Annotated in this window: 26 protein-coding genes and 1 pseudogene; 18 read left to right on the top strand and 9 right to left on the bottom strand. The window is 71.1% G+C overall.

What is annotated here, in order from left to right; all coding sequences use genetic code 11:
* The first annotated feature begins 15 nt into the window (after positions 1-15).
* From ACFV8T_RS04475 to ACFV8T_RS04460, 4 genes are all read left to right on the top strand, one after another.
* Entirely contained in the window at positions 16-1,092 is a 1,077-nt protein-coding gene (locus ACFV8T_RS04475; protein WP_385324435.1) for an ABC transporter ATP-binding protein, read from the top strand.
* Positions 1,089-2,135 (top strand): NAD(P)-dependent oxidoreductase, encoded by a 1,047-nt coding sequence (locus tag ACFV8T_RS04470; protein WP_385324433.1) that lies wholly within the window; start codon positions 1,089-1,091, stop codon positions 2,133-2,135. Before ACFV8T_RS04475 ends, ACFV8T_RS04470 begins: the two co-directional genes overlap by 4 nt.
* Positions 2,136-2,149: 14 nt before the next feature.
* Positions 2,150-3,571 carry an FGGY family carbohydrate kinase gene (locus ACFV8T_RS04465; protein ID WP_385324430.1) on the top strand — a complete coding sequence of 474 codons (1,422 nt, stop codon included), beginning with the start codon at positions 2,150-2,152 and terminating at the stop codon, positions 3,569-3,571.
* Between the two features lie 115 nt (positions 3,572-3,686).
* Complete coding sequence (locus ACFV8T_RS04460) at positions 3,687-4,328, top strand: superoxide dismutase (RefSeq protein ID WP_093542517.1); 642 nt, start codon at positions 3,687-3,689, stop codon at positions 4,326-4,328.
* Between the two features lie 137 nt (positions 4,329-4,465).
* Here ACFV8T_RS04460 and ACFV8T_RS04455 read toward each other — a convergent pair whose 3' ends face one another.
* Complete coding sequence (locus ACFV8T_RS04455) at positions 4,466-5,338, bottom strand: alpha/beta fold hydrolase (RefSeq protein WP_385324427.1); 873 nt, start codon at positions 5,336-5,338, stop codon at positions 4,466-4,468.
* 68 nt (positions 5,339-5,406) lie between these two features.
* Entirely contained in the window at positions 5,407-6,618 is a 1,212-nt protein-coding gene (gene fabV / locus ACFV8T_RS04450; protein WP_385324424.1) for an enoyl-[acyl-carrier-protein] reductase FabV, read from the bottom strand.
* Between the two features lie 228 nt (positions 6,619-6,846).
* On the opposite strand from fabV, the gene ACFV8T_RS04445 reads away from it, so the two are divergent.
* On the top strand, positions 6,847-7,812 hold the full coding sequence (locus tag ACFV8T_RS04445) for a hypothetical protein (RefSeq protein ID WP_385324422.1): 966 nt from the start codon (positions 6,847-6,849) through the stop codon (positions 7,810-7,812).
* Positions 7,813-7,944: 132 nt separating this feature from the next.
* On the opposite strand, the gene ACFV8T_RS04440 is transcribed toward ACFV8T_RS04445, so the two are convergent.
* The gene (locus tag ACFV8T_RS04440; RefSeq protein WP_385324419.1) at positions 7,945-8,613 is read right to left on the bottom strand and encodes an O-methyltransferase; all 669 of its coding nucleotides are present in this window, start codon (positions 8,611-8,613) and stop codon (positions 7,945-7,947) included.
* Positions 8,614-8,690: 77 nt separating this feature from the next.
* Here ACFV8T_RS04440 and ACFV8T_RS04435 point away from each other — a divergent pair.
* The 5 genes and pseudogenes from ACFV8T_RS04435 to ACFV8T_RS04415 form a co-directional block, all read left to right on the top strand.
* Positions 8,691-8,798: pseudogene (locus ACFV8T_RS04435) on the top strand (antibiotic acetyltransferase); the annotation flags it as partial.
* Between the two features lie 83 nt (positions 8,799-8,881).
* Positions 8,882-9,721 carry an MOSC domain-containing protein gene (locus ACFV8T_RS04430; protein WP_385324417.1) on the top strand — a complete coding sequence of 280 codons (840 nt, stop codon included), beginning with the start codon at positions 8,882-8,884 and terminating at the stop codon, positions 9,719-9,721.
* A gap of 59 nt (positions 9,722-9,780) precedes the next feature.
* Positions 9,781-10,401: a DJ-1/PfpI family protein gene (locus ACFV8T_RS04425; protein WP_385324415.1), complete on the top strand. Its 621-nt coding sequence runs from the start codon at positions 9,781-9,783 to the stop codon at positions 10,399-10,401.
* Positions 10,402-10,648: 247 nt separating this feature from the next.
* Positions 10,649-11,578 carry a tectonin domain-containing protein gene (locus ACFV8T_RS04420; RefSeq protein ID WP_385324412.1) on the top strand — a complete coding sequence of 310 codons (930 nt, stop codon included), beginning with the start codon at positions 10,649-10,651 and terminating at the stop codon, positions 11,576-11,578.
* Positions 11,579-11,767: 189 nt separating this feature from the next.
* A complete protein-coding gene (locus ACFV8T_RS04415) occupies positions 11,768-12,421 on the top strand; it encodes a TOPRIM nucleotidyl transferase/hydrolase domain-containing protein (RefSeq protein ID WP_385324769.1) in 654 nt (217 codons plus the stop codon).
* Positions 12,422-12,440: 19 nt separating this feature from the next.
* On the opposite strand, the gene ACFV8T_RS04410 is transcribed toward ACFV8T_RS04415, so the two are convergent.
* Positions 12,441-12,650 (bottom strand): DUF397 domain-containing protein, encoded by a 210-nt coding sequence (locus ACFV8T_RS04410; RefSeq protein ID WP_385324409.1) that lies wholly within the window; start codon positions 12,648-12,650, stop codon positions 12,441-12,443.
* Entirely contained in the window at positions 12,647-13,528 is an 882-nt protein-coding gene (locus ACFV8T_RS04405) for a DUF5753 domain-containing protein (protein WP_385324407.1), read from the bottom strand. The genes ACFV8T_RS04410 and ACFV8T_RS04405 overlap by 4 nt, the downstream gene beginning before the upstream one ends.
* Before the next feature lie 211 nt (positions 13,529-13,739).
* On the opposite strand from ACFV8T_RS04405, the gene ACFV8T_RS04400 reads away from it, so the two are divergent.
* Entirely contained in the window at positions 13,740-14,144 is a 405-nt protein-coding gene (locus ACFV8T_RS04400; RefSeq protein ID WP_385324404.1) for an ATP-binding protein, read from the top strand.
* Complete coding sequence (locus ACFV8T_RS04395; RefSeq protein ID WP_385324401.1) at positions 14,141-14,485, top strand: hypothetical protein; 345 nt, start codon at positions 14,141-14,143, stop codon at positions 14,483-14,485. The genes ACFV8T_RS04400 and ACFV8T_RS04395 overlap by 4 nt, the downstream gene beginning before the upstream one ends.
* Here ACFV8T_RS04395 and ACFV8T_RS04390 read toward each other — a convergent pair.
* Positions 14,442-14,828 (bottom strand): hypothetical protein, encoded by a 387-nt coding sequence (locus ACFV8T_RS04390; RefSeq protein ID WP_385324399.1) that lies wholly within the window; start codon positions 14,826-14,828, stop codon positions 14,442-14,444. The two genes, ACFV8T_RS04395 and ACFV8T_RS04390, sit on opposite strands and share 44 nt — an antisense overlap.
* Positions 14,829-14,874: 46 nt before the next feature.
* Positions 14,875-15,528, bottom strand: a complete 654-nt coding sequence (locus ACFV8T_RS04385; protein ID WP_385324396.1) for a hypothetical protein — start codon at positions 15,526-15,528, stop codon at positions 14,875-14,877.
* Positions 15,529-15,619: 91 nt separating this feature from the next.
* Between ACFV8T_RS04385 and ACFV8T_RS04380 the strand changes: the two genes are divergently transcribed.
* A complete protein-coding gene (locus ACFV8T_RS04380; protein WP_385324394.1) occupies positions 15,620-15,901 on the top strand; it encodes a hypothetical protein in 282 nt (93 codons plus the stop codon).
* Positions 15,902-15,914: 13 nt separating this feature from the next.
* On the opposite strand, the gene ACFV8T_RS04375 is transcribed toward ACFV8T_RS04380, so the two are convergent.
* A complete protein-coding gene (locus ACFV8T_RS04375; protein WP_385324392.1) occupies positions 15,915-16,892 on the bottom strand; it encodes an ArsR/SmtB family transcription factor in 978 nt (325 codons plus the stop codon).
* A gap of 74 nt (positions 16,893-16,966) precedes the next feature.
* Between ACFV8T_RS04375 and ACFV8T_RS04370 the strand changes: the two genes are divergently transcribed.
* Positions 16,967-18,217 (top strand): MFS transporter, encoded by a 1,251-nt coding sequence (locus tag ACFV8T_RS04370; RefSeq protein WP_385324389.1) that lies wholly within the window; start codon positions 16,967-16,969, stop codon positions 18,215-18,217.
* Positions 18,150-18,680 (top strand): NUDIX hydrolase, encoded by a 531-nt coding sequence (locus tag ACFV8T_RS04365; protein WP_385324386.1) that lies wholly within the window; start codon positions 18,150-18,152, stop codon positions 18,678-18,680. The genes ACFV8T_RS04370 and ACFV8T_RS04365 overlap by 68 nt, the downstream gene beginning before the upstream one ends.
* On the opposite strand, the gene ACFV8T_RS04360 is transcribed toward ACFV8T_RS04365, so the two are convergent.
* The gene (locus ACFV8T_RS04360; RefSeq protein ID WP_385324384.1) at positions 18,643-19,290 is read right to left on the bottom strand and encodes a DsbA family protein; all 648 of its coding nucleotides are present in this window, start codon (positions 19,288-19,290) and stop codon (positions 18,643-18,645) included. The two genes, ACFV8T_RS04365 and ACFV8T_RS04360, sit on opposite strands and share 38 nt — an antisense overlap.
* Positions 19,291-19,423: 133 nt before the next feature.
* Between ACFV8T_RS04360 and pepN the strand changes: the two genes are divergently transcribed.
* The 3 genes from pepN (at position 19,424) to ACFV8T_RS04345 (ending at position 26,810) form a co-directional block, all read left to right on the top strand.
* Complete coding sequence (gene pepN / locus ACFV8T_RS04355; RefSeq protein ID WP_385324382.1) at positions 19,424-22,039, top strand: aminopeptidase N; 2,616 nt, start codon at positions 19,424-19,426, stop codon at positions 22,037-22,039.
* Positions 22,040-22,227: 188 nt separating this feature from the next.
* Positions 22,228-23,310, top strand: coding sequence for a hypothetical protein (locus tag ACFV8T_RS04350; RefSeq protein WP_385324380.1), 1,083 nt, complete (start codon positions 22,228-22,230; stop codon positions 23,308-23,310).
* Positions 23,311-23,498: 188 nt separating this feature from the next.
* Positions 23,499-26,810 carry a S8 family serine peptidase gene (locus tag ACFV8T_RS04345; protein WP_385324377.1) on the top strand — a complete coding sequence of 1,104 codons (3,312 nt, stop codon included), beginning with the start codon at positions 23,499-23,501 and terminating at the stop codon, positions 26,808-26,810.
* The last annotated feature ends 131 nt before the right edge of the window (positions 26,811-26,941 follow it).

Genomic DNA, 26,941 nt, shown 5'->3' with positions numbered 1-26,941 from the left:
AGGCGGCGATGACGGATGACTGAACTGGCCCTGCGCGCACTGCGCAAGACCTACACCGGGCGGGGCCGGGTGGCCGTCGAGGCCGTCCGGTCCGTCGACGTCGAGCTGCGCTCCGGCGAGCTGCTGGGGCTGCTCGGCCCGTCCGGCTGCGGCAAGTCCACGACCCTGCGGATGATCGCCGGCCTGGAGACGGTCACCGGCGGCGACATCCTCATCGGCGGTTCGTCGGTGGTCCGGCTCCCGGCCCGGCAGCGCAATATCGGGGTGGCGTTCGAGAACTACGCGCTCTATCCGCCGCTGACGGTCGCGGAGAACCTCGGTTTCGGGCTCGCCGCCCGGGGCGGGTGCGGCCGGGCCGAGATCCGCCGCCGGGTCACCGGGATGGCCGAGCGCATCGGGATCACCGACCTCCTGGACGCCCGTCCGGCCGGGCTCTCCAGCGGCCAGAAGCAGCGGGTCGCGCTGGCCCGCGCGCTGATCCGGGTCCCCGACGTCCTCCTTCTGGACGAACCGCTCTCCCATCTCGACGCCGCCCAGCGGGACACCACCCGGCGGGAGTTGAAACGCATCCAGCGCGACAGCGGCCACACCACCATCCTCGTCACGCACGACCAGGAGGAGGCGCTGTCGCTCGCCGACCGGATCGCGGTGATGCGGGACGGCGAGATCCAGCAGCTCGGCACGCCCGAGGAGATCTACGACGCCCCGGCGAATCTGTTCGTCGCCGACTTCGTCGGGGAGCCGGCGGTCAATCTGCTGCCGGGTACGGCCGACGGATCGGGCGGGGTGCGCCTCTCGGACTCCGTGCGCGTCCCCGTGCCGCACCGGATCGCGGCGGGACGCGCGGTGGTGCTCGGCATCCGCCCGGAGGACCTGCGCCTGGACGACACTGGTGCACGGGCCCGGGTCGCCGCCCATGAACCCCTGCTGGAATCCGGCATCGTCACGCTGTCGCTCGACGGGGTGGCGAAGCCGCTGGTCGTCGTGACCGGTCCGGAGGTACGGCTCGACCGGGACGACACCGTACGCATCACCGCCGATCCCCGGCACGTCCATGTCTTCGACGCCCAGACAGGAGACGCTCTGCGATGACCCGCCCCGAGACGGTCCGCCCCGCGACGAGGATTCTGCTCGCCGGTGACCACTTCGTCCGCAACTCCCTGCTCGCCGAGGCCCTGCACCACGTGCTCGACCCGCTCGGCACGGAGCCGCAGCTCGGCGAACTCACCCTGCCCTGGCCCCTGGAACCCTTCGGCAAGGTCGCCGAGGTCGACGAGGCGAGCGACGCCGAGGACGCGCTGATCGCCGCCCTGGACGGGGTCGAGGTGTGCGTGACGCAGATGGGCCCGTTCACGGAACGGGTACTGGCCGCCGCGCCCGATCTGCGGCTGATCGTGGTCTGCCGGGGCGGCCCGGTCAATGTGAACGCGGCTGCGGCACGCGCCCGGGGCGTACGGGTGTGCTTCGCGCCGGGGCGCAATGCGGCGGCGACCGCCGAGTTCACCGTCGGGCTGATCCTCTCCGCGCTGCGCCGCATCCCCGACGCGCACCGCTCCCTCGCCGTCGACGGCCGCTGGGACGCCTCCCACTACACGTACGAGAACTGCGGCCTGGAGCTGGAGGACACCCCGGTCGGTCTGATCGGCTACGGCGCGGTGGGCAGCCGGGTGGCCCGGGTGCTCTCCGCGTTCGGCGCCGAGGTCGAGGTGTACGACCCGTATGTGCGCGGCGACGTCCTCGGGATGCGGGCCGGTTCGCTGGAGGCGCTGCTGGCCCGCTCGCGCGTCCTCACCCTGCACGCCAGGCTCACCCCGGAGTCCCGGCATCTGATCGGCGCCCGTGAGCTGGCGCTGCTGCCGCGCGGTGCGGTGCTGGTGAACGCGGCCCGGGGCGGGCTGCTGGACACGGAAGCGCTGTGCGACGCCCTGGACTCGGGGCAGTTGCGGGCGGCGGCGCTCGACACGTACGAGCAGGAGCCGCCCCCGGCCGGTTCGCGGCTCTTCCGTACCCCGCATCTGCTGATGACCCCGCATGTGGCGGGGGCCAGCCGGGCCGTCGCGCAGAAGGCGGCCCGGATCGCGGCGGCCGAGGTGGCGCGCTATGTGCGGGGCGAACCGCTCGCCCACGCCCTCTGAGAGGAGCCGTGACGATGACCGGAAGCGTAACCGGGCCGCGCTACATCGGTGTCGATGTCGGCACGTCCGTGGTGAAGGCCGCGGCCTTCGACCCGCTCGGCCGCACGCTGGCCGTCGAGTCCCGCCCGGTGGGGCTGGCGATCCACGACGGGTTCGTGGAGCAGGACATGGACGAGGTGTACGGGGCGGTCCGCGAGGTGCTGGCCGCGCTCGGCTCCGACGGGGTGGCGTTCGCCGGACTCACCGGACAGGGCGACGGCGTCTGGCTGGTCGACGCGGCGGGCCGGCCGGTCCGCAAGGCGATCTCCTGGATGGACGGCCGGGCCCATGAACTGGTCGATGCCTGGCTGGCGTCCGGCGTCTTCGAGACCGTCTACCGGCGCACGGGCAGCGCGATGTTCCCGGGCTGTCCGGGCCCGGTGCTGGCCTGGCTCGACCGGCACGAACCCGCCTCGCTCGACGCCGCGGCGACCGCCCTGTACTGCAAGGACATGGTGTTCCAGCGGCTGACGGGGGTCCGGGCCACGGATGTCTCCGACGCGTCGATGCCGTTCCTGGACCCGATGACCCGTGCGTACGCCTCCGATGTCGTGGCCGCGCTCGGCCTCGCCCACCGGGCCCCGCTCCTCGCCCCGGTGAGCGACCCGGTCGCCACCGCCGAACTCCCCTCCGGGTTACGGATCTCCAACGGCCCGTACGACCTGCCGGCCTGCGCGCTCGGCGCGGGCGTCACCCGCCCCGGCGACGGGCTGCTGATCGTCGGCACCTGTCTGGCCGCGCTGGTGGCCACGGAACGGCTCGACCTGGACGGCGAACCGGCCGGGCTGCACATCTCCACCGACCGCCCCGGCCACTGGCTGCGCGCCATGCCCGCGATGGTCGGCACCGCGGCCCTGGACTGGGTCCTGACCACCACCGGCGTACGCCACACGGAGGTCGACGCACTGCTCGCCGCCACCGCGCCCGGCGCGAACGGGGTCCGGGTGCTCCCCTACTTCGCCCCGTCCGGCGAACGCGCCCCGTTCGTCGAGCCGAGGCTGCGCGCCGAGTTCACCGGCGTGTCCCTGGAGACCACCCCCGCCGATCTGATCCGCGCCGTCTGCGAGGGCATCGGCTTCGCCGCGAGGCACTGCCTGGAGGCCGCGGGCCTCACCGGCACCCTCGCCCTGTGCGGCGGCGGCACCCGTTCCCCCGCCTGGATGCGGCTGTTCGCCGATGTGCTGGGCCGGCCGGTCCGGATCGTGGAGGGCGAGGTGGGTGCGCGCGGCGCGGTGCTCGCGGCGGCCCGGCGCTTCGGCACGGAGCTGGACACGGCCGCGTGGACGGCCCCGACCTCGGTCGTCGAACCGGACCCGGCGCGGGCGGCGCACTACGCGAAGGCGTACGAGGACCACCTGGACCGGCTCGCCGACGCCCGCACGCGCGCCCGTGCGTGAGGGCGCGCCCGGTCCTACGTCGAAGGGCTGATCACTATCGCCCCCTCCTGCTGTTAGCCTGCTCTTGCATATAGGTTGCAATAACAACAGGACAGCAGCTGGAGGGTTCGACCACATGGCCACGTACACGCTTCCGGAACTCCCGTACGACTACGCGGCGCTCGAACCGGTCATCAATCCGCAGATCATCGAGCTCCACCACGACAAGCACCACGCCGCCTATGTGAAGGGTGCGAACGACACCCTGGAGCAGCTGGCGGAGGCCCGCGACAAGGAGGCCTGGGGGGCGATCAACGGACTCCAGAAGAGCCTCGCGTTCCACCTCTCCGGCCACATCCTGCACTCCATCTACTGGCACAACATGACCGGCGACGGCGGCGGTGAGCCGCTCGCGGCGGACGGTGTCGGCGACCTGGCGGACGCGATCACCGAGTCGTTCGGCTCCTTCGCCGGCTTCAAGGCCCAGCTGACGAAGGCCGCGGCCACCACGCAGGGCTCCGGCTGGGGCGTCCTGGCGTACGAGCCGGTCAGCGGCAAGCTGATCGTCGAGCAGGTCTACGACCACCAGGGCAACGTCGGCCAGGGCTCCGTCCCGGTCCTGGTCTTCGACGCCTGGGAGCACGCCTTCTACCTCCAGTACAAGAACCAGAAGGTCGACTTCATCGAGGCGATGTGGGCCGTCGTCAACTGGCAGGACGTGGCGAAGCGTTACGCGGCCGCCAAGGAGCGCGCCGACGTGCTGCTGCTCGCCCCCTGACCGGGAGGCGCAGATACGTCCTGCCTCGTGATCGTCTTCTCAACCTTCACCGGGCAGGCGGATGAAGGGAGGGCCCCCGCCTGGACGTGCAGGCGGGGGCCCTTCTGTGACGCCGAACGGCTCAACGTTTCAACAGCTCAACGGCCCACGACACGCCCCAGCAACGTGCTCAGCACCTGCTCGGAGTGCGTCCAGAGCACCGCCCCGCCGGCCTCCGGCACCAGATGCCGGACCGCGCCCGGGATGCGCGAGGCCAGCCGGACCCCCTGGTCGGGCGAGTGACCGGTGTCCTTCTCCCCGTACCAGAGGTCGACGGGTACGGCGATGTCCGACAGCCCGATCCCCCAGCGCCCCATGGCCAGGACGGTGTCCCGGGCGTAGCCGGCCGCCCCCTGTGCGAAGGCCTCGTCGAGGGCCCGGCGGTAGGCGGCGGCGAACGCGGGCTGTTGGTACACGGCGAGGTCGCACTCCGGGCTGTTGGACATGACCATGTCCCACATCCCCTGCGGGGTGAACCCGGCGAAGACCTGCTCGGCGGCGGCCGGGTCGGCCACGGCCAGGCCGACGAGGCGCCGCAACTCCTCCGGAAGCGCGTCGGCGAAGCACGGCTCGGCGACCTCGTCCGCACCGGAGACCACCGCGAGCGCCCGGACCGCCCCGGCGGCGGCGCACGCCAGCGCGAAGGGCGCCCCCTGAGAGTTGCCGACCATCAGGGGCCGCCCCAGGCCGCGCAGGCCGGCGAACGCGCGGACGTCGTCGACGAAGTCACCGAACGTACGCCCCGGCACGGGCGAGGAGACTCCCAGACCGGGGCGGTCGACGGAGATCAGCCGCACCCCGAGCCCGTCCAGCACATCGGCGCCGAACCCGAGATGCCTGCTGGTGGCCGCACCGGGCGAGAACAGCACCGGCACCCCGTCCCCCGGCCCCCACTCGGCCCAGCCCAACAGCCGCCCTCCCGGGAGCTGTTCCGTACCGACACGAACCGGTTCAATCACACTCGAAAGCATGCGCCCGATCATGACAGGATCCGCTGCCCGCGTCGAAGGACTTTCCCCGGAGCCCGGACCGGACCGTCTCAGGGGGCAGTGGTGTCCGGCCAGGAGACGTCGGTCTCGACCGGCGCGGCGTAGTCGATGCCGGGCACGGCGAATCCGTACAGGCGCTGCACTTCGGCGTGGAACCAGTCGAGGTCGGCGAGTTCGGTGATGTTCTCGGTGGTGGCGGCCTGCCACCGCTCGGTGACGGCCGCCTGGACGGCGGGGGCGAGTTCCCAGGTGTCCAGGCGCACCCGCCCTTCGTCGTCGAGGTCGAGCGGGCGGACCCCGGTGAGCTGGTCCCACAGGTCGGTGAGCTGCCCGATCGGCGGGACCATGGCATCGCCGAGTACGCCGCGCAGCAGCCCGACGTACAGGGCGAGGCCGGGGATCGCGGTCGAGGACTGGGTGACGGCAGCCGCGTTGACCGAGGTGACCGCGCGCCCCTCGACCAGCTTGCCGAGCCGCTCGTCGAGGGTGCGGGCGGTCTGTTCGAGGTGGGACTTGGCAGCGCCGATGGTGCCCTGCCGGTACATCGCGGCCGTCAGGGCGGAGCCGATGTAGGAGAGGGCGGCGGTGGTGAATCCATCGGCGAGCAGTCCGCGGTCGGCGAGGTGGTCGATCCACCGTTCCCAGTCGGTTCCGCCCATGACGGCGACGGTCTGCTCGATGTCGTCGCCGTCGGCCGGCTGCGTCCCGACCTCCCGCACCTCGCCGGCGCCCCCGTCGTCGAAGACGAGGGTCTTGGTGCTGTACGCCTCACCGATGGGCTTGAGGACGGACGCGTAGGTGGTCCCGGTGTCGGGGTCGGTGCGGCGCGGGGCGGCCACCGAGTAGATCAGGTAGTCCAGACGGCCGCCGAAGCGCTCCTCCAGCACCTGCGCGACCTGGCTCTTCATCTCGTCGGAGAACGCGTCCCCGTTGAGGAACACCATGTCGTGACCGTGCCGACGGGCGAGTTCGGCGGTCGCGGCCGTGCGGTACCAACCGGCCGTACCCGTGCGCCGTCCGGGGGCTTTCTCGAAGCAGACCCCGATCCCGCGGATCCCGGCACGGGCGAGACCCGCGATCGTCGCGGCCAGCCCGTACCCGGCGGAGGAGCCGATGACCAGCGCCACGGGTGCCCGGTCGGGCACGCGGGAAGGGGCGGGGACGGCCTGCCACATGTCCTCCACCAGGCGCTCGCAGCCGGCCGGGTGGGAGTCGAGGAAGAGGAAACCGCGGTTCTTGGGGGCGATGACGCGTTCGCTCACGGGCTCGGGTCCTTCGGTTCGTCACGGACGAGGAAGCGGCGACCGCGAGGGCATGCACCGCACCCCGCAAGTCTGCGACCGCACGAACACAGGTGGTCACCTCGCCGGACACAGTAATACTCACCAGTCCTTGGAGGCTTTCCACCATTTCGGCCGGCCCGGACACGCCGACGCCCGGCCCGTTCGGGGCGCGCTTCCAACTGCCCGCGTCCCCGGTCGGGACGCCGCGTGGGAAAACTCGTCGACCGGCCCATCGCCGGCTCCTACGCTCTGCGCATGTACGAGGACGGAACCGATGCCCGCGAGCTCTTCAACGCCCTGGTCGACAACGAAGGGCCGGACGTCTTCGGCCGGGTGGTCGTACCGTGGCTGGCGAAGGCCGGGCGGAGCTACCGCGACGCGGTCGCGCATGCCTGCGCCGACGGCGCCTGGCGCACCGGCGAGGGGGTGCCCGAGCGGCAGGACCTGTGCCTCCGCCACGAGCTCTACGCCCTCAGCCGCGTCAGCGACGCCCTGCTCCACCACTTCCAGCCCGCGCCGGACCCGGACGGCACCCGGCCGTGGGCCGATGCGCTCAGCACGTACGACGGATGGCCGGTGGTCTCCCGTGCCGAATACCTGGAGTTGTTCACCACCCTGGGCATGAGCCCGTTCGACGGCACCGACTTCGACCCGTTCCATCACGAGATCACCGAGGTGGAGCAGAGCGACGATCCGGACGAGCCCATCCGGATCCTGGAAGTGGTGTGGCCGGGGCTGATGCTCGGACAACTGCTCTTCAGCCGGGCCGGGGTCCGGGTCCGGGCCGGGGTTCACCACGCCCGGCGCGGCGTCGCCGACTGCTCCCCGCTGTACTGGGCGTACCTGCGCCGGTACCGCCCGACCGTCGACCTGTCCCGCGGCTGGGGAAGCAACTCGCAGTGGAGGACCGATCTCCGCCTCGACTACCGGACACCGACATCCACGCGGCTCAATGTGGCCGGGTCCACGGATATCGACGACCCGGCGCATCTCGGCGACGAGGAGCAACTGCTGACTCCGGCCGAACGACGCGAACTCCTGCGCCACCGCTGCCTCCTGAGAGCCCCGGACGCCGCCGACGAGCTGGGAGACCCGTCCCGATGGGGCGGGGACCTCTCCCCCTACACATGGCGGCTGCCCGGCGCGGAGGAGGGCGCCGGGCCGGTGGGATGAGGGGCCTCTGGCCCGAACGTGACAGGTGGGGGCCACCCTGTCACGTTGCGCGGACGGGGGGGGCGTCCCCACCCGGCGGGCGCCCCGCCCGGCACCACTCGCCGCGGGCTTCCCGGCCGAGGCCGGCGGATGTCAGCCGGTGACCAGCGCCATCATCAGCCCGTCGTACCCCTTGCTCCCGACGGTCTGCAGCGCGGTCGCGGTCAACGTCGGCTCGGCCGCGACGAGTTCGGTGAACCGGCGCACGCCCTGCACCTTCGGGTCCTCGCTGGCGCCGTCGGCCACCTCTCCGTCGCGTACGACGTTGTCGGCGACGATCAGACTGCCGGGCCGGGTCAGCTTCAGGGACCAGGCCAGGTAGTCGGGGTTGCTCGGCTTGTCGGCGTCGATGAACACGACGTCGAACGGCCCGTACCCCTCCGCCGCGAGCTCCGGCAGCGTGTCGAGGGCCCGGCCGACCCGGATCTCGACGACATCCGCGAGCCCCGCCCGTTCGATGTTCCCGCGCGCCACCTCGGCGCACTCCGGATCGGCCTCCAGCGTCACGACCTTGCCGCCCTCGGGGAGCGCGCGGGCCAGCCAGATGGTGCTGTAGCCGCCCAGGGTGCCGATCTCCAGCACGGTGCGCGCGCCCTGGAGCCTGGCCAGCAGGTTCAGCAGCTTGCCCTGGTTGGCGGCGACCTGGATCGCCGGGAGTCCCGCCGCCTCACTGGCCTCCACGGCCGCGTCCAGGGCCTCGTCCGGGCCCACCAGCAGACCGTTGAAGTAGTCGTCGACCTCGGTCCAACGTGCCAGCGTCACGGCGTTTTCCTCTCTCGATCCCCGTGGGTTCCCAAAAGGAACTTACATCATGCGAGGCGAATGCGATGATGAGCGCCATGAGCGCCACGAGCCCGGCACCCGCCGACCCCACCGTCCTGCACCCGATGCCGGGCCAGCCGCGGGTCGCCCTGCTGAAGCCCCTGGTGAAGTCCGAGCCGATCGAGACCGAGCACCTCACCCGCCACATCCGCACCATCATGTCCGGCAGCGTCGACGCCCTCGAAGCGGCCGCCCCGGAGGGGACACCATGACGATCACCGTCAGCGAACTGGCCTACTACCCGGTCAAGGGCTGCGCCGGGACCACGGTCGACTCCGCGCAACTCCTCGGCACCGGCCTCGAACACGACCGTACGTTCATGGTGGTGGACGCGGCGGACGGCGCCTTCCGCAGTCAGCGCACGCACCCCGCGATGGCCGCGATCAGCGTCGAAGTCCTGGCCACGGGCGCGACGTTGGCCCTGACGACCGCCGGCATCGAACCGCTCCACCTCGACGTCGACCCGCACGGCCCGCGCCTCGACGTCAGCATGTTCGACCGCCCGCTCGGCGCGGCCATCGACCAGGGCGACGCGGTCGCGGAGTGGTTCTCCGACGCACTCGGCGTGAAGTCCCGTCTGGTACGGGTGGCTCCCGGCTTCGACCGGGACGGCTGGGGCGACACCCCGGGCAAGGTCAACTTCGCCGACGCGCACGCGGTGCTGGTCGCCTCGACGGCCTCCCTGGACGACCTCAACGCCCGCATCACCGCCCGGGGCGACGCGAAGCCCGTCCCCATGAACCGCTTCCGCCCCAACATCGTCCTGACCGGCAACCACGAACCCCACTTCGAGGACCGGGTACGCCGGATGACCATCGGCTCCGTCGAACTCGCCCACTCGGTACGGGCGACGCGGTGCGCCGTCCCCATGGTCGACCAGGCCACCGGCCACCGCGCGGGCCCGGAACCGATCCGCACCCTGTCGACCTACCGGCGCGAGCCGGAGTACGGGAACAGGGTCAGCTTCGGTGCGAAGAACGCCGTGGTCTGCGAGGGCACGGTGAGCGTCGGGGACGTGGTCGAGGTCACGGAGTGGCTCGGCACGTGAAGGCCCCGGACTCCACCGCCCCCGGCGATGGCTGAGGGCTGCCCCTTAGGCTGCCGAGCATGGACATCGTGATCCCGCTCTTCGACCGCTTCGAACCGCTCGACGCGATCGGTCCGTACGAGATCCTCGCGTACGTGCCCGGCGCCACCGTCAAGTTCGTCACAGCCGAACCCGGCCTGGTGCAGGACGTGTTGGGCTCCCTGCCGGTGCACGTCCCGACCAGGTACTCCGACGTGGAACGCTGCGACGTCCTGCTGGTCCCGGGCGGGGGCAGCTTCCAGACCATGGTGGCCGACCCCGCGTTCCTCGACTGGGTGCGCAGGATCCACGCCGGCACCCGCTTCACCACCTCGGTCTGCACCGGTTCCCTGGTGCTCGGCGCGGCCGGCCTGCTGAACGGCCTCACCGCCACCACCCACTGGGACGCGGGCGCCGACCTGGAGTCGTACGGCGCCGTCTACACCCCCGAACGGGTCGTACGGCACGACCGGGTGATCACCTCGGCCGGGGTCTCCTCCGGCATCGACATGGCCGTCCGGCTGGCCGCCCTGCTCACCGACGACGTGACCGCCCAGGCGATCCAGCTCTACACCGAGTACGACCCGCAACCCCCCTTCGACACCGGCTCGGTGGCCAAGGCCCCGGCCGAAGTGCTCGAACGGGCCCGCACCCTGGGCTGAGTCGTTTCGTCGGATCATCCGGCAGACCGGATTCCTGGCGCCGCTCTCGTTCCCTTGTGGGTTACGGCAGATTCAGCCTCCTCGTGGTGAGGCGAGTGGGCCACCCGCCCAGCAGGCAGAGGGGCGAAGACGGCCAAACGGCGATTTTTGGCTTATCTCTGTAGCCAATCGTCATATCAGGCCGTTTGGGTGACCCCTCCGAGCAGCAAGATTCCCCTCGCAAGGTTCGAGGTAAGGGGACAGGAACATGGCTGACTGGAAGAACATCTCCGGTGGTCTCACTTCGATCTCGGTCGGGTCCAGGACCCATGTCTGGGGCGTGAACTCCCTGGGCCAGATGTACCGGTACACGGGCTACGACGCCAACCCGTGGGTAGGCATCCCCGGCAAGGCCGTCGACATCGGCGTAGCAGCCGACGGCACCGTATGGCACGTCAACTCAGCAGGCGGAATCTACCGCTACACCGGGGACCAGGGCTCCACGGACTGGGTCTCCGTCTCAGGCGGCCTGACCCGCATTTCGGTCGGGTCCAGGACCCACGTCTGGGGCGTGAACTCCCTGGGCCAGATGTACCGCTACACGGGTCACGACGCCAACCCGTGGGTAGGCATCCCCGGCAAGGCCGTCGACATCGGCGTAGCAGCCGACGGCACCGTATGGCACGTCAACTCAGCAGGCGGAATCTACCGCTACACCGGGGACCAGGGCTCCACGGACTGGGTCTCCGTCTCAGGCGGCCTGACCCGCATTTCGGTCGGGTCCAGGACCCACGTCTGGGGCGTGAACTCCCTGGGCCAGATGTACCGCTACACGGGTCACGACGCCAACCCGTGGGTAGGCATCCCCGGCAAGGCCGTCGACATCGGCGTAGCAGCCGACGGCACCGTATGGCACGTCAACTCAGCAGGCGGAATCTACCGCTACACCGGGGACCAGGGCTCCACGGACTGGGTCTCCGTCTCAGGCGGCCTGACCCGCATTTCGGTCGGGTCCAGGACCCACGTCTGGGGCGTGAACTCCCTGGGCCAGATGTACCGCTACACGGGCTACGACGCCAACCCGTGGGTAGGCATCCCCGGTAACGCCGTCGACATCGGCGTAGCAGCCGACGGCACCGTATGGCACGTCAACTCAGCAGGCGGAATCTACCGCTACACCGGGGACCAGCCGAGCTGATCCCGGACACCGACGACTGTGGGCCCACGCGTGGTGCGCGTGGGCCCACCTTCGTCCCCGCCGGGGACGGTCGTCCGGTGATCCGGTCGGCGGTCACCGGCCGGGCCGTCCCTGGACGACATGGGTCGGGAAAACGTGTATGCGTACGGGATCCCCGCCATGCAGGATGGCGTCGGGAAGCGAGGTCTCGTGGACGAGTTGAGGCGATTCAGCCAGGCGGCGGTTATATGGGCGGCAGGCGGAGCGGGATCGGACGCGGCAGCCGAGGAGGCGCGGGAGCTGGCCGGCGGTGTGCGGACGGTCGTGCTCGTCGAGGGAAGCAGTGACCAGGTCGCGATCGAAGCACTGGCCACGCGCCACGGCCGCGACCTCGGCGCGGAGGGCGTCGCGGTGGTGCCGCTCGGCGGCGCGATGAGCATCGGGCGCTTCCTGGACGTGTGCGGCCCGCCGGGGCTCGGCCTCCCGCTGGCGGGGCTCTGCGACATCGGCGAGGAGGGGCACTTCCGGCGCCATCTGGAAAGGGTCGGGCTCGGCTCCGACCTCACCCGCGCCGGACTGGAGACCCTCGGGTTCCAGGTGTGCGTGGCCGACCTGGAGGACGAGCTGATCCGCGCCCTGGGAGCCGAGGGCGTACAGCAGGTGATCGAGGCCCAGGGCGAGATGCGCCCCTTCCGTACGTTCCAGGGCCAGCCGGCACAGCGGGAGCGCCCCGTGGAACACCAGCTGCGACGGTTCATGGGCACGCACAGCGGCCGCAAGGCGCTGTACGCGCAGGCGCTGATCGCGCACCTGGACCCCAAGCACGTTCCCCGGCCGCTGGAGCGCCTGCTCACGCACGTCTAGCGCAGCGGACCCGGGTGCGTCAGCCTCCGAAGGCCCCGCCCTTCACCCCGTCGACGAACGCGGCCCACCCCTCGGGGGCGTAGAACTGGAGCCCGCCGCCAGGGTTCTTGCTGTCCCGGACGGCGCGGCCACCGTCGGCGGTGTGGGCGACCTCGACGCACTCGTTGGCCGACCCGCCGCCGGAGAACGACGACTTCACGAATGGGCTGACAACTTCCTGGCTGCTCACGATTCCTCGTTCTCCGCGATGATGCCGTTCATAGTCTTCCGGATGAAGGTGAGACTCCGATCCGGAGTGAGAGCTGCGGACCGGAGCGCGTCGAAGGCGTGGACGTACCCCGCCATGTCTTCATGATCTTCCAGAATGACGCTGTTGACCAGCGTGTCCTGCACGATGGCCTCCGGCGAGGCTTCGTGCGCGTAGGACAGTGCGACGAAGGCCGGCGCGACGCGTGCTGCCGCCCACTCGGTGTGGGGCAGCACCTGGAGCGTCACATTCGGCTGCTTGGCCATCCTGATGAGATGGGCAAGTTGATCGCGATGAACGTTCGCCGAGGGCATCGGGCCGGATATGGCCGGCTCCCAGATGACTGCGGCAAACCGCGCGCCCGACTCCTCGAACACCCGGCGCCGCTCCTGCCGCACCTTCACGATCTCGTCGGCCGCTTCGCTGCTGAGCACTTCGGGGTTGGCCTCGGTCAATGCCCGGGTGTAGTCCGGTGTCTGGAGCAGACCGGGAATGAAGACCGGTTGCCAGGCGCGGATGTACGTGGCGTCCGTCTCCAACGAGAGGAAGTCGCCCAGCCGGTCAAGTGCGGGTGACTGGAACGGGAAGTTCAGCCACCAACCACGCTTGTTGCTGTCACGGGCCAGCTTCTCCAGCCTCTTGCGCTCTGCCGCGTCTTCGACCTCGTACAGGTCGAGCAGCACACGCACATCGCCCACGCGGGCGCTGACCGTCCCGGACTCGATCCGACTGATCTTGGCCGTTGAGCACGCCACCGCCTCGGCGGCATGTTCCTGGTCCAGGAGCGCGTTCAAGCGAAGGCGCCTCAGCGCCGCCCCCAACCGGCGGCTACGCACCGTGGGCTTCCCACCTGCGGGCATACGTCCCCCTCACTCTCCAAGCCAGTGTGCCCACTAACTGTTCGCAGGCGCTAGCGACTTGACCCTCGCGGGTGAATGCAAGCTTGCATTCACGACTTGCTTGCCTTTCGTCAGAACCTACCTCTAGCGTGGCTTGCGTCACACCGCGCCGCGGAATGGGCGCACTCCGTGACCGTGAATCCGCCTGCCCACCCACGACCTTGGGGGACCCATGTCCGGGCGCACGCACATCAAGAGGTTCCGGGCCCGCAGGGACTCCGTCCCCGCCGCTCGACGCCACGTCGAGAGCATCCTGACCGAGTGGAAACTCGGTGGGCTCATCGACGAAACAACCCTGCTCGCAAGTGAGTTGAGCACCAACGTGGTCAACCACGCCAAAGGGACCGGCGACTACTTCGAACTGGGCTTACGCCGTCGCAACGGCACGCTCGTACTGGAGGTTTCCGACTCGTACCAGTGGCGGATGCCCACGCTCCGCACCCCCACGCTCGACGACCTCTCCGGCCGTGGCCTGGTCATCGTGGACGCGGTCGCCGCGAAGTGGGGCGTACGGCCGCGCGATCCCGGCAAAACCGTCTGGGTCCATCTGACCATCGGTCAAACGGAGTTGACGTGAGGCGGCCCCTCAGGACCACCTGGCGGTGCGAGGTCACCGCCGACGGACTGCTCGTACGGGCCGAGCACGCCGCCACCCCCACGCAGGCGCTGATCTGGATGCGGGTCTCCGTACGGACCCTGCTCTCCGGGTTTGACGCGGAGCACCGCGACCGCACCTTCCGCTGGCTCGACCACGGTCAGTGGGAGGCCGTCATACGGCTCAGGGCCGGCGAGCCGTACACCTACACCGCTCGCGCGGGCGGACGCGTCGTCGACTGGTCCGCGCGCCCCGTGCGGGTCCTGCCCGTAGTAACGGTCACCGCGGTTCCGCGTCGATGGATTCCGCGATGTGGGACATGACGGACCAGATGATCGCCTTCCGGCAGTTGCTCAGGCCCTTGTCCTCGATGTACAGGGTGTTGTCCGCGCCGACCCGGTAGTTCTCCCGGCGGCCGTCCGCCTTGAGCTTGAGCCCCTCCATACGGCGTCGCAGGTGGGGAACGGTGATGGCGAGCTGGCTGGCGTTCACGGCCAGGCGGGTTACCTCGTCCCACGGGATCTCGTCGGCGGCGCCCTTGACGTGCAGGTACGTACCGCCGAGCTCGAAATGGTCGTACTGGACCTTGCCGCCCTCGGTGGCCAGTTCGCGCAGGTCGTGCCGTACTCGCGCCTCGGCGACGCGGTCGATGATGCCCGCGAACATCGGCGTCAGGTTCCCACGCGCAGGCAGGACCGCGCCCCGAGTGGGCTCAGGACGCGCTTCCCGGGTCCTTCCCCACTCGGTCGAGCAGTAGGTCGATGGCCGCCTTCGCCTCCGTCACGGTCGCACCGGTCGCCTTGCGCCAGATTTTGATCGCCTGGATGCGGTCACCCGCGCGTGCGTGGGCGAGGGCGAGCCTCGCGTGGAGCGGGTGGCCCGGCAGCCGGGCGGGAATCGGGCGGCCGCGCGGCTCGCCGTGACGGCCGCTGGGGTCGAGTTCGTCGAGCGAGGAGTGCAGCCCGTGGACCGGCGCCCGCCCGGCCGGCTCCTCGTCGCGGACCGCCACGAGCTCCCAGCGGAACTCCGCGGGCCGGGATCCCTCGTGGTCCAGCCCGATTCCCAGCAGTCCGGGATCGTCGATCAACTGACAGACGTTGTAGAGGACTTCGTGCTGCCTCTCCCGTACCAGGTCGGTCAGATCGTCCGGGTCCACACCGCACGCCAGCACCCGCTGGAGCGCGCTCGTCCCCGCGTCGGCGGGACCGTTGCCCTGTTGGTCGCTCCTGAGTTCGGGTTCGAGCCAGGACGGGTGACCATCGGTGTAACCGTCCTCATCGACGACCAGACTCCACAGCGTGGCGAGGAACGACTGGAGTGCCTGCGCCGACCGTTCGTCAGGGCGGGAATCTTCGCGCTCGATCATCCGCCAACCCTGCCAGAGAGGCATCCGGGGTTGACCACGACCCCGAGTTCGCGAGCGAGGGCAAAGAGAGTGCCGTTCGTCAGCCGGCGAAGTGCAGTACGTCCCCGTTCTGGGCAAGCGCGGGGTGCTGGGATGCCTCTGGGCCTCCGCCCCGGAGAACGCGGCGAGCTTCGAGCCGCAGGACTACGCGGACGACGAGCACTACGAAGCCGGCCTCGTATGGCGGGACCGCCTGCGCTCCGCTGCCGACCGCGGGCTCTCCCCCTTGCCGGCCCTCACCGAACTCGCCCGGCTCCCGGAAGAGGGCGGGTCGGGCCGCGTCACCCCGTCGGCAGAGCCGATGTCATCGACCCTGGCCTCTTTGAAGAAGTGAGCGGCCACCCCCCTCAACCGTCCCGCTGCGCCCCCACCAGTACGTCGCCCGCCTCCGTGCGGAAGTACAGGACGGAGCGGCCGGTTCGGCGGCGGTCTGCCAGGCCCGCGTCCAGGAGGATCTTGAGGTGGCGGCCGACCGAGCCCAGGGCCTGGTCGGTCAGGGCGACCAGTTGGGTGGTGCTCTTCGGGTCGGCGAGGAGGACGAGGACGGCCGCTCGCGCGGGGCCGAGGAGGCGGGCCAGGCTGTCCGGGACCCGGGCCCGGTCCGCGTCGGCCAGGGTGCCGGAGCAGGGGTAGACGACCGCGTAGCGCCGGGCTTCGTCGTCCCAGGAGACCCAGCCCGAGCGCTGGGTGACCGGGACGAACAGCAGCCGTGCGCCGGACAGTTGCTTCGGCGGGTAGTCGTGCGCGTTGATCCGGAGCCGGCTTTCGCCCAGCCACCGCATCCCCGGGCGCAGACCGCCCAGGGCGGCCGCCCAGCCGCCCTGGCTCAGCTGTCCGGTCCGCGCGACGATGTCCGCCTCGATGATCCGGCGGCGGCGCGGCCAGTCCGGCAGGACGGTGTGCAGCCAGACCCAGTGCAGGACGTCGGCGGCCCGCCGGGCCAGGTCGTCGCGGTCCAGGAGCGCCGGGAGGGGGCCGCCGCCGAGCGACACCGCCAGGTCCGCTCGGGCGCGCTCGGGGGTGGTCGCCCGGACGGGAACCAGCTCCTCCTCGAAGGACGGGGCGCCCTCGCCCGTCGGCGTCGGGGTGATGAAGTCCGCGTTCCAGCTGCCGCCGAGCGCCGCCGGTACGAGAAGGGCCGCGACCGGGTCGGCGGCCTGCCGGGCGCGGTAGGCGGGCAGATGGGCGTCGAGCCAGGCCCGTTCGCCGGGGTGCTCGGGCCGGCCCCGCTCCAGGGAGTTCAGGGCGGAGAGGGTCTCGGCGAGCGGTGAGACGACGAACCGGCTCCCGGCCAGCGTGTCCGTGTTGATCTGCCACAGGCCCACGACGTCATGCCTCCACGTTTCGCCGACACGCGAAACTGTAACGGCCGCCCCGGACGGCCGCCGAGACTCCCCGCATGCGCACCTACCGGGAACTCTTCCGTACGCCGCAGTTCGGACCGCTCTTCGCGACCAGTGCCGTCCAGGTCGCCGCGTCGACGACGAGCGGGCTGGCCCTCGGCACCCTCGTCTACGCCGCGACCGACTCGCCGCTGCTCGCCGCCCTGTCCATGTTCGGCTCCTCGCTCGCCCAGGTGATCGGGGCGACCGTGCTGATGTCGGCGGCGGACCGGCTGCCGCCCCGGGCCGCGATGACCGGCATGGCACTCGCCTTCGGGCTGGCCACCGCCGTCCTCGCCGTCCCCGGGCTGCCGCTGCCGGTGGTCTTCGCGATCATCCTGGCCGAAGGGCTGGTCGCGGCCGTGGGCGGCGGTGTGCGGTACGGACTGCTCAACGAGGTGCTGCCCAAGGACGGCTATCTGCTGGGGCGTTCCGTACTGAACATGTGCTCCGGCCTGATGCAGATCGGCGGGTTCGCGCTCGGCGGGCTCCTGGTGGCGACGCTGTCCGCGCGCGGCACGCTGCTGGTCGCCGCCGCCCTGTATCTGGCGGGTGCGGTCGTCGCCCGGTTCGGGCTGGCGCGTCGGCCGCCCCGTTCCGCCGGGCGGCCTTCGGCGGCCGAGACCTGGCGGATCAACGCCGTGCTGTGGTCCTCGGGCCCGCGCCGCCGGGTCTATCTCGCGCTCTGGGTGCCGAACGGGCTGATCGTCGGCTGCGAGTCGCTGTTCGTCCCGTACGCACCCGAGCACGCCGGGCTCCTCTTCGCCTTCTCCGCGCTGGGGATGCTCGTCGGGGACACCGTGGCGGGCCGGTTCGTCGCGCGGCACTGGCGGGGGCGGCTGGCCACACCGTTGCAGCTGCTCCTGGCCGCCCCGTATCTGCTCTTCGCCGCGCGCCCGGCGCTCCCCCTGGCGTTCGCCCTGACGGTGCTGGCCTCGGTCGGGTTCTCGGCGAGTCTGCTGTTCCAGGAGCGGCTGATGGCCCTGACCCCGGACGAGTTCACCGGTCAGGCGCTCGGCCTGCACTCCTCCGGCATGCTCACCGTGCAGGGCGTCGCGGCGACGCTGGCCGGCACCGTCGCCCAGCGGACCTCCCCCGCGACGGCGATGACCGTGATGGCGGTGGCCTCGCTCGCGGTCACCCTGGCTCTGACCGCGGCCGGGCGCCGGGCCGCGGGAGCGGTGGACAGCGTTGCGTCCCATGGGACTTCGGAACACGGGACTTCGGAAGCGGTGGACGTCACGGGTACTGCTGATCGACGAGCATGACCGGCTGCTGCTGTTGTGCGGCAGGGCCCCGGGCCGGGACGGCGCCCGATGGTGGTTCACCGTCGGCGGTGGGGTCGAGGACGGCGAGGACTACGTGCGGGCCGCGATACGTGAGGTCCGGGAGGAGACCGCGCCGGACCTGCCGGCCGACCGGCTGGGGCCGGTGGTGTGGACCCGGCAGACGCTGTTCAGCGTGGACGGTCAGGGGTTCGACCAGTACGAGGAGTACCGCACCGCCCATGTCACCGCCGCCGAGGTGGCGGTGATGCGGGTGGAGACCGACGAGGCCCGGTACGGCCGTCGCTGGTGGACGGTGCAACAGGAACCCGGTCCGCCGCCGCCGCATCCGGGCGATTTCGACCTGGACAAGGACAAGGACGGCGCGGGGCCGGGCGGCTGCCGGGACTCGCACCGCACCCGGCAGGTCAGTCGAAGATCGGGCCCTGGGTCCGGGTCCGCTTGATCTCGTAGAAGCCGGGGATCGACGCCACCAGCAGCGTGCCGTCCCACAGCTTCGCCGCCTCCTCGCCCTTCGGGGCGGGGGTGACGACCGGGCCGAAGAAGGCGATCTGCTCGCCGTCCGCGCCCGGGACGGCGATGACCGGGGTGCCGACGTCCTGGCCGACCTTGTCGATGCCCTCCTTGTGGGAGGCGCGCAGCTCGGCGTCGTACACGTCCGAGTCCGCGAAGTCCGCCAGCTCGGCCGGCAGGCCGACGTCCTGGAGCGCCCCCAGGACCGCCTCGCGGGTGGGGCCCTCGCCCTGGTTGTGGAAGCGGGTGCCGAGCGCGGTGTACAGCGGGCCGACGATCTCGTCGCCGTGCTTCTGCTGGGCGGCGATCACCACACGGACCGGGCCCCAGCCCTTCTCCAGCAGCTCGTGGTACTCCTCGGGCAGCTCGTCGATCTTGTCCTCGTTGAGGACGGACAGGCTCATCACGTGCCAGCGGACCTCGACGTCGCGGACCTTCTCCACCTCCAGCATCCAGCGGGAGGTCATCCAGGCCCAGGGGCAGAGCGGGTCGAACCAGAAATCGACGGGGGTCCTGCCGGTCGCCGTGCTGTTGTCAGACATGTCTCTCCTCATAAGGGCGCTCGCATCTGCCCGCCAGAACGCCCCGGGGCGCACCGGCCATTCCCGTATGCCGGGCCGAGTGGTGGCATGGGAGGATCAAAACTATTCGAACGTGACACAAAGGAGTGTGCCCGTGCCCGGTGAGAACCTGTCCCGTGACGAGGCCCGCGTGAGGGCCGAGCTACTGACCGTCGACGGTTACGAGGTCGAACTCGATCTGCGTTCCGCCGTGGACGGGCCCGACGGTGACGGGGACGCCGCCGCCGGTCCGCGGACCTTCCGCTCGGTGACCACGATCCGGTTCCGCAACGCGCGGGCGGGGGCGTCGACCTTCGCGGACCTGGTGGCGCCGGCCGTGGACGCGGTGACGCTGAACGGGCGGTCGCTCGACCCCGCCGTCGTCTTCGACGGCGCGCGGGTGGCGCTGGACGAGCTGCCGGAGGGCGAGAACGTCCTGGTGGTCGACGCGCAGTGCGCGTACAGCCGGACCGGCGAGGGCATGCACCGGTTCGTCGACCCCGAGGACGGCGAGGTCTACCTCTACACGCAGTACGAGCCCGCCGACGCGCGGCGCGTCTTCGCCAACTTCGAGCAGCCCGACCTGAAGGCACCCTTCCGCTTCCAGGTGACGGCGCCGGAGGGCTGGACGGTCCGGAGCAACGGGGCGGAGGAGTCGCGGGACGGCGAGACCTGGCGGTTCGCCGAGACGAAGCCGATCGCCACGTACATCACGGCGGTCGTCGCCGGTCCGTACCACTACGTGACGGACTTCTACAGCCGTACGTTCGAGGACGGTACGACGCTGGAGATCCCGCTCGGCGCGATGTGCCGCAAGGGGCTCGCCCGGCACTTCGACGCGGACGACGTCTTCCTGATCACCAAGCAGGGCCTGGACTTCTTCCACGACAACTTCGACTACCCGTATCCGTTCGGGAAGTACGACCAGGCGTTCGTGCCCGAGTACAACCTCGGCGCGATGGAGAACCCGGGCTGTGTCACGTTCCGCGAGGAGTACATCTTCCGCGGCAAGGTGACGCAGGCCGCGTACGAGAGCCGCGCCAACGTCATCCTGCACGAGATGGCGCACATGTGGTTCGGCGACCTCGTCACCATGCAGTGGTGGGACGACCTGTGGCTGAAGGAGTCCTTCGCCGACTTCATGGGCGTCTTCGCGATGGTCGGGGCGACCCGTTTCGAGGACGGCTGGATCACCTTCGCCAACAACCGCAAGTCCTGGGCGTACCGCGCCGACCAGCTGCCGTCCACGCACCCGATCACGGCCGACATCCGTGACCTGGAGGACGCCAAGCTGAACTTCGACGGCATCACCTACGCCAAGGGCGCCTCGGTCCTGAAGCAGCTGGTGGCGTACGTGGGGCGGGAGGCGTTCCTGGAGGGCGCCCGGCGCTACTTCAAGAAGCACGCCTACGGCAATACGCAGCTGGGCGATCTGCTGTCCGTGCTGGCCGAGACGTCCGGGCGGGACATGGCCGCCTGGTCGCGGTCGTGGCTGCAGACCGCGGGCGTCAACTCGCTGACGCCGGTGGCGACCTACGACGCGGCGGACCGGATCACGGAACTGGCGGTCCTCCAGGAGGCGGCCGACTCCCACCCGGAGCTGCGGCCGCACCGGGTCGCGGTCGGGCTGTACCGGCGGACCGCCGACGGCGACCTGGTGCGGTACGCGCGCGCCGAGGTGGACGTGGCGGGGCCGCGCACGGTGGTCGGGGAGCTGGCGGGGGCCGAGCGGCCCGAGCTGATCCTGGTCAACGACGACGACCTCACGTACTGCAAGGTCCGCTTCGACGAGGTGTCGCTGGCCACGCTGCGGGCCCACCTGGGCGACATCACGGACCCGCTGGCGCGGGCGCTGTGCTGGTCGGCGCTGTGGAACCTGACCCGGGACGGGCTGATGCCGGCCCGCGACTTCGTCTCCCTGGTGCTGGCCTTCGCGGGCCGGGAGTCCGACATCGGCGTGCTGCAGATGCTGCACGCCTGGACCCGGACCTCGCTGGTGCAGTACGCGGCGCCCGGGTGGCGCGAGGAGGGCGGCCGGGCGCTGTCCGAGGGTGCGCTGCGGGAGCTGCGGATCGCCGAGCCGGGCAGCGAGCACCAGCTGGCGTGGGCGCGGTTCTTCGCGTCGGTCGCCGACTCGGAGGCGGACTTCCAGCTGCTGTCCGGGCTGCTGGACGGCTCGGCCCGGATCGACGGGCTCGACGTCGACCAGGAGCTGCGGTGGGCGTTCCTGTCCCCGCTGGCCTCGCACGGGGTGGCCGACGAGTCGGTGATCGACGCCGAGCTGGCCCGCGACGACACGGCGTCCGGCAAGCGGCACCAGGTGCGGTGCCTGGCCTCGCGGCCCTCCGCCGCGGTGAAGGCGCAGGCCTGGGCGGGCGTCGTGGAGTCGGACGCGCTGTCCAACGCCTTGGTGGAGGCGACGATCTCGGGCTTCACGCAGTCGTCGCAGCGCGAACTGCTCGCGCCGTACGCGGGCAAGTACTTCGACGCGATCGAGCGGGTCTGGGCCGAGCGGTCGATCCAGATCGGGGTGATCGTGGTCAAGGGCCTGTTCCCGGCCCTTCAGGACGACCCGTCGACGCTGACCACGACGGACGCGTGGCTGGCCGCCCACGAGGACGCGGCGCCGGCGCTGCGGAGGCTGGTGCTGGAGGCCCGGGACGACCTGGCGCGGGCGTTGCGGGCGCAGGCGTGCGACGCGGGCGCGGCGAAGGCCGGGGCCGGGATCTGATGTCCGGCGGACGGCGCCGGGGCCGGGCGGTCCCGGCGCCGTCCTCGACCGGAGCGAGCTGCCGGAAGAGGCCGTGGCGGCCCTTTTCGGTCGTCGAACGTGCGCACATCAGGACGGCGTTGTCCTGAATTGTCGACGAGCATGTAACAGGGGTTAGCGCCGCCACGGCATGCGGGATACCCCGGAACATGACCCAGAACACCCCACTCTCCCCCTGCCACCCCCGCATCGCCGACGATGTCCGCCAACGCGTGCTGTCCGCGGCGCAGTTGAGGGCGCAGGGGGTGTCCGCCGCGGAGGCCGCCGCGCACTGCCGGGCCGGTGGGCCGTGGCAGCAGCCGCTGCCCGGCGTGTATGTGCTGCACCCGGAGCCGCCCACCGGTGAGGAACGGCTGCGTTCCGCCCTGCTGTACGCCGGCCGGCCACCGGCCTCCGGCCGCCGGGGCGTACCGGCGCAGCCGGGGCGGGAGGCCGAGCCGGAGTCCGGTTACGGCGAGGCCATGCTCACCGGGCTCGCCGCGCTCGCCCTGCACGGGTTCGCCGCCGCGCCGCCGCCCGCGTCGGCGGCCGTGATCGACGTCCTGGTGCCGCGCACCCGGCGGCTGCGCCCGGTCGGGTACGTCCATCCGGTGCGCTCCTCGGGAACGCCCCGTGCGGAGCAGGTGCGCGGGCTGCCCGTGGCCCCCGTGGAGCGGGCGCTCGCGGACGCGGTCGCCGGGCTCGGCGACCCCCTGGCCGTGCGCGGGCTGCTGATCGAGGCGGTGCGCGGCGGGCACTGCGAACCGGCCGCCGTCGTGAGCGAGTTGAGCCGGGCGAAGCTGCTGGGCCGACCGCAGGTGGTGCAGGCCGTCGACTCGTTCCTCGCCGAGGGGCGGGCGCTGGCGGAGGCCCGGCTGTACGACATGGTGCGGACGTACGGCCTGCCGGAGCCGCTGTGGAACGTGGATCTGCGGCTGCCCGGCGGCCCCTGTCTCGGCGGTGTGGACGCCTACTGGCCCGAGCAGGCGGTCGCCGTGGAGCTGGACATCAGGGCGCCGAGGCGCGGCGGCCCGGACGACGGGCGGTGCCGGGAGGAGCGGGAGCACGGGGCCGAGTGGTCCGGGTGCACCGCGGAGCGGGAGCATCTGGAGCGGCTCGGCGTCACCGTCGTCCGCCTCGCGCCGAGGAAGCTCCGCGACGCGAGCGAGCAGCAGGCGGTCGTGGTGCGCACGGCGCTGATGGCGGCGGCCGACCGCGAACCGGCGGCGTATGTGATGATCCTGCCCCGCTGAGAACGGCGGATCCGGTCACGGGCGTCACTTATCCCCCGCTTCATCCCTGATGGCACACCAGCCCCGGTGGCGGAATTCCGCCATGTCCACATCCAGTCCCCTCCAACTCTCCACAAACCCCTGTCATTTACGAAAGGGTGAGCGGTCATCCGGTACCGAATTCCGGACTCTCTCTTTCATATCCAGGGATGCTGATGACCACCGAGTCCCCCAGTTCCATACCCGGGGCGAGACGCGCGGCCCGGGTCGCGGCTGCCGCCGGCCTGGTGGCCGCGCTGGCCGCCACCGGCGCCGCCCCCGTCTTCGCCGACGACGCTCCTGCCCCGGCTCCGGTCAAGTCCGCCGCCGAGGGCGCCACGGCCGACAAGCTCGGCACCAACGACGAGCAGCTTCTGGCCAAGGCGAAGGCCGAGGGCGAGAAGAACATCACGATGATGGTCGCCACCGCTCCCGGTGCGACCGAGCAGGTCACCAAGCAGCTGGACGCCGTCAAGGGCTCCGTGCTGGGACGTGCGTACGACAAGCTCGGCTACGTACGGGCCACCGTGCCCACCGCGACCGCCGAGGCGACCATCAAGGCGGCCGCCAAGCTGTCGTCCGTCCACGGCATCGATCTCAAGCAGGAGATCAAGCTGGACGACCCGACGCCCGCCGCCGACCGGGCGGCCGGTGCCAAGACCAGGGCCAGGTCGACCGGCTCCTACCCGGCGCCCGGCAAGAAGACCCCGGCGAAGAACCCGTACAACCCGTCCTTCGAGACGGGCGCGGTCGACTTCGTCCAGCAGCACCCGAAGGCCGACGGCCGCGGGGTGACCATCGGCATCCTCGACTCGGGTGTCGACCTCGGCCACCCGGCGCTGCAGAAGACCTCCACCGGCGCGCGCAAGATCGTCGACTGGGTGACCGCGACCGACCCGGTCAGTGACGGCGACGGCACCTGGCTGCGGATGACGGACGCCGTGACCGGCCCGACGTTCACGTACAAGGGCCGTACGTACAAGGCGCCCCAGGGCGACTACCGGATCAAGCTGTTCGCCGAGGCCGCCACCAAGGGCGGCGACATGAAGGGCGACCTGAACCGGGACGGCGACACCACCGATGTGTGGGCCGTGCTCTACGACCCGGTCACCGGCGCCGTCCGCGTCGACCTGAACGACGACGCCGACTTCACCAACGACACCACCATGAAGCCGTACAAGGAGAAGCACCAGGTCTCCTACTTCGGCAAGGACGACCCGCGGACCGATGTCGTCGAGCGCGTCCCGTTCACCGTCGAGTCGCGCAAGAGCGTCGTCTACAACGCGGCGGGCGACAAGGCCGACTTCGTCAGCATCGGCGTCATCGAGAGCGAGCACGGCACCCACGTCGCGGGCATCACCGCCGCGAACGGCCTGTTCGGCGGCAAGATGAACGGTGCCGCGCCGGGCGCGAAGATCGTCTCCTCGCGTGCCTGCACCTGGGACGGCGGCTGCACCAACATCGCGCTCACCGAGGGCATGATCGACCTCGTCGTGAACCGCGGCGTCGACGTCGTCAACATGTCGATCGGCGGTCTGCCGCCGCTCAACGACGGCAACAACGCCCGCGCCGCGCTCTACAAGCGGCTCATCGACATGTACGGCGTCCAGCTGGTCATCTCGGCCGGCAACGACGGTCCGGGCGTCAACACCATCGGTGACCCCGGCCTCGCCGACCACGTCATCTCCGTCGGCGCGTCGATCTCCAAGGAGACCTGGGCCGCCAACTACGGCTCGAACGTCACCAAGAAGTACGACATGCTGCCCTTCTCCTCGCGCGGTCCGCGTGAGGACGGCGGCTTCGCGCCGATCCTGACGGCCCCGGGTTCGGCCATCAACACCACCCAGACCTGGCTGCCCGGCGGCCCGGTCAAGGAGTCGGGCTACGACCTGCCGGCCGGCTACTCCATGCTGCAGGGCACCTCGATGGCCTCGCCGCAGGCCGCGGGCGCGACCGCGCTGCTGCTGTCGGCCGCGAAGCAGAAGCACATCGAGCTGCCCCCGGCCGATCTGCGCACCGCGCTGACCAGCACCGCCACCCACATCAAGGGCGTGCCCGCGCACGCCCAGGGCTCCGGCCTGATCGACATCGTCGGCGCCTGGAAGCAGATCGAGAAGCAGGGCGCCCCGGCGCACGAGTACTCGGTGAAGGCCCCGGTCGACACCGCGATCGACTTCGCGCTGAAGACCCCCGGCTTCGGGACCGGTCTGTACGACCGCGAGGGCGGCCTCAAGGCCGGCCAGGCGAAGACGTACGACGTCACGGTCACCCGCACCACGGGCCCGGACAAGGCCGTCAAGCACAAGCTGTCGTGGAAGAACAACGACGGCACCTTCAAGCTGGTCGGTCCGGCCACCGTCGCCCTGCCGCTGGACAAGCCCGTGACCGTCAAGGTCCAGGCGAAGCCGGGCAGCGCGGGCGTGCACAGCGCGATCCTGAAGGTGGACGACAGCAAGACCTCCGGTGTGGACCAGCAGATCCTCACCACGGTCGTCGTCTCCACGAAGCTGGTGAAGCCCGCCTACGCGTTCAAGGCGTCCGACTCGGTGCAGCGCAACAGCAGCAAGTCGTACTTCCTGACCGTTCCGGAGGGCGCCAAGACCCTTGAGGTCGCCATCGGCGCGCTGCGCTCGGGCAGCCAGACCCGCTTCATCTCGATCCACCCGTACGGGGTGCAGATGGAGGACAGCTCCACGATCTTCTGCTACCCGAACTACGAGAACCCGACCAACACCTGCCGCCCCGACGTGCGCTCCTACAAGGACCCGCAGCCGGGCGTCTGGGAGATCGAGGTCGAGGCACGCCGTACGTCGCCGCTGCTGGACAACCCGTACAAGCTGGATGTCTCGCTGCTCGGCGCCACCTTCGACCCGGCGGTGCAGACCATCGCCGAGGCGAAGATCGGCACGCCCGCCTCGGTGACCTGGAAGGCCACCAACAACGCCGGTGACCTGGTCGGCTCGCTCAAGGGCGGCTCGCTGGGCTCGGCCAAGGTCGACAAGCCGTCGATCAAGACGGGCGACACGCAGGAGTACACGGTCACCATCGGTGAGGGCGTCGAGAAGCTGGACGTCGCCATCGGCGGCACGTCGGACGCCAACGCCGACCTGGACCTGTACGTCTACCGGGGCGACGCCGAGGTGGGCAAGTCCACCACGGCCGGTTCCGAGGAGGCGGTCAGCCTGGCCAAGCCCGCCGCCGGCACGTACACCGTCGTGATCGACGGCTACGACGTCCCGGCCGGGACCACCACGTACGACTACCGCGACGTGTACTACGCACCGTCGCTCGGCACGATCAAGGTCGACGAGTCGAAGGCCGTGAACCTGGCCAACGGCGCCTCCGCCCAGATCACCGCCGAGGTCTCGGTCGCCGGGGCGGCCCCCGAGGGCCGGCAGTTCTTCGGCGAGGTCCACCTGGTGAACAGCCGCGGCACCGCCGCGGGCACCGGCAGCGTCGTGATCGAGAAGGTCACGCCGTAACGGCCACCGTGTGATCCGTACAACATGTACGGCAGTGGGGGGGGGGGGGGAGGGGGGGGGGGGCCAACCGGCACGGTGGGGCTAGGGGGGGCGGAGGCGTCACCGACGGATGAAGGGCGGAGGAAGGAGAA

This window comes from Streptomyces sp. NPDC059832, from assembly GCF_042731715.1.
Taxonomy (GTDB): domain Bacteria; phylum Actinomycetota; class Actinomycetes; order Streptomycetales; family Streptomycetaceae; genus Streptomyces.
This window is presented reverse-complemented; position numbering and strand designations above follow the sequence as displayed.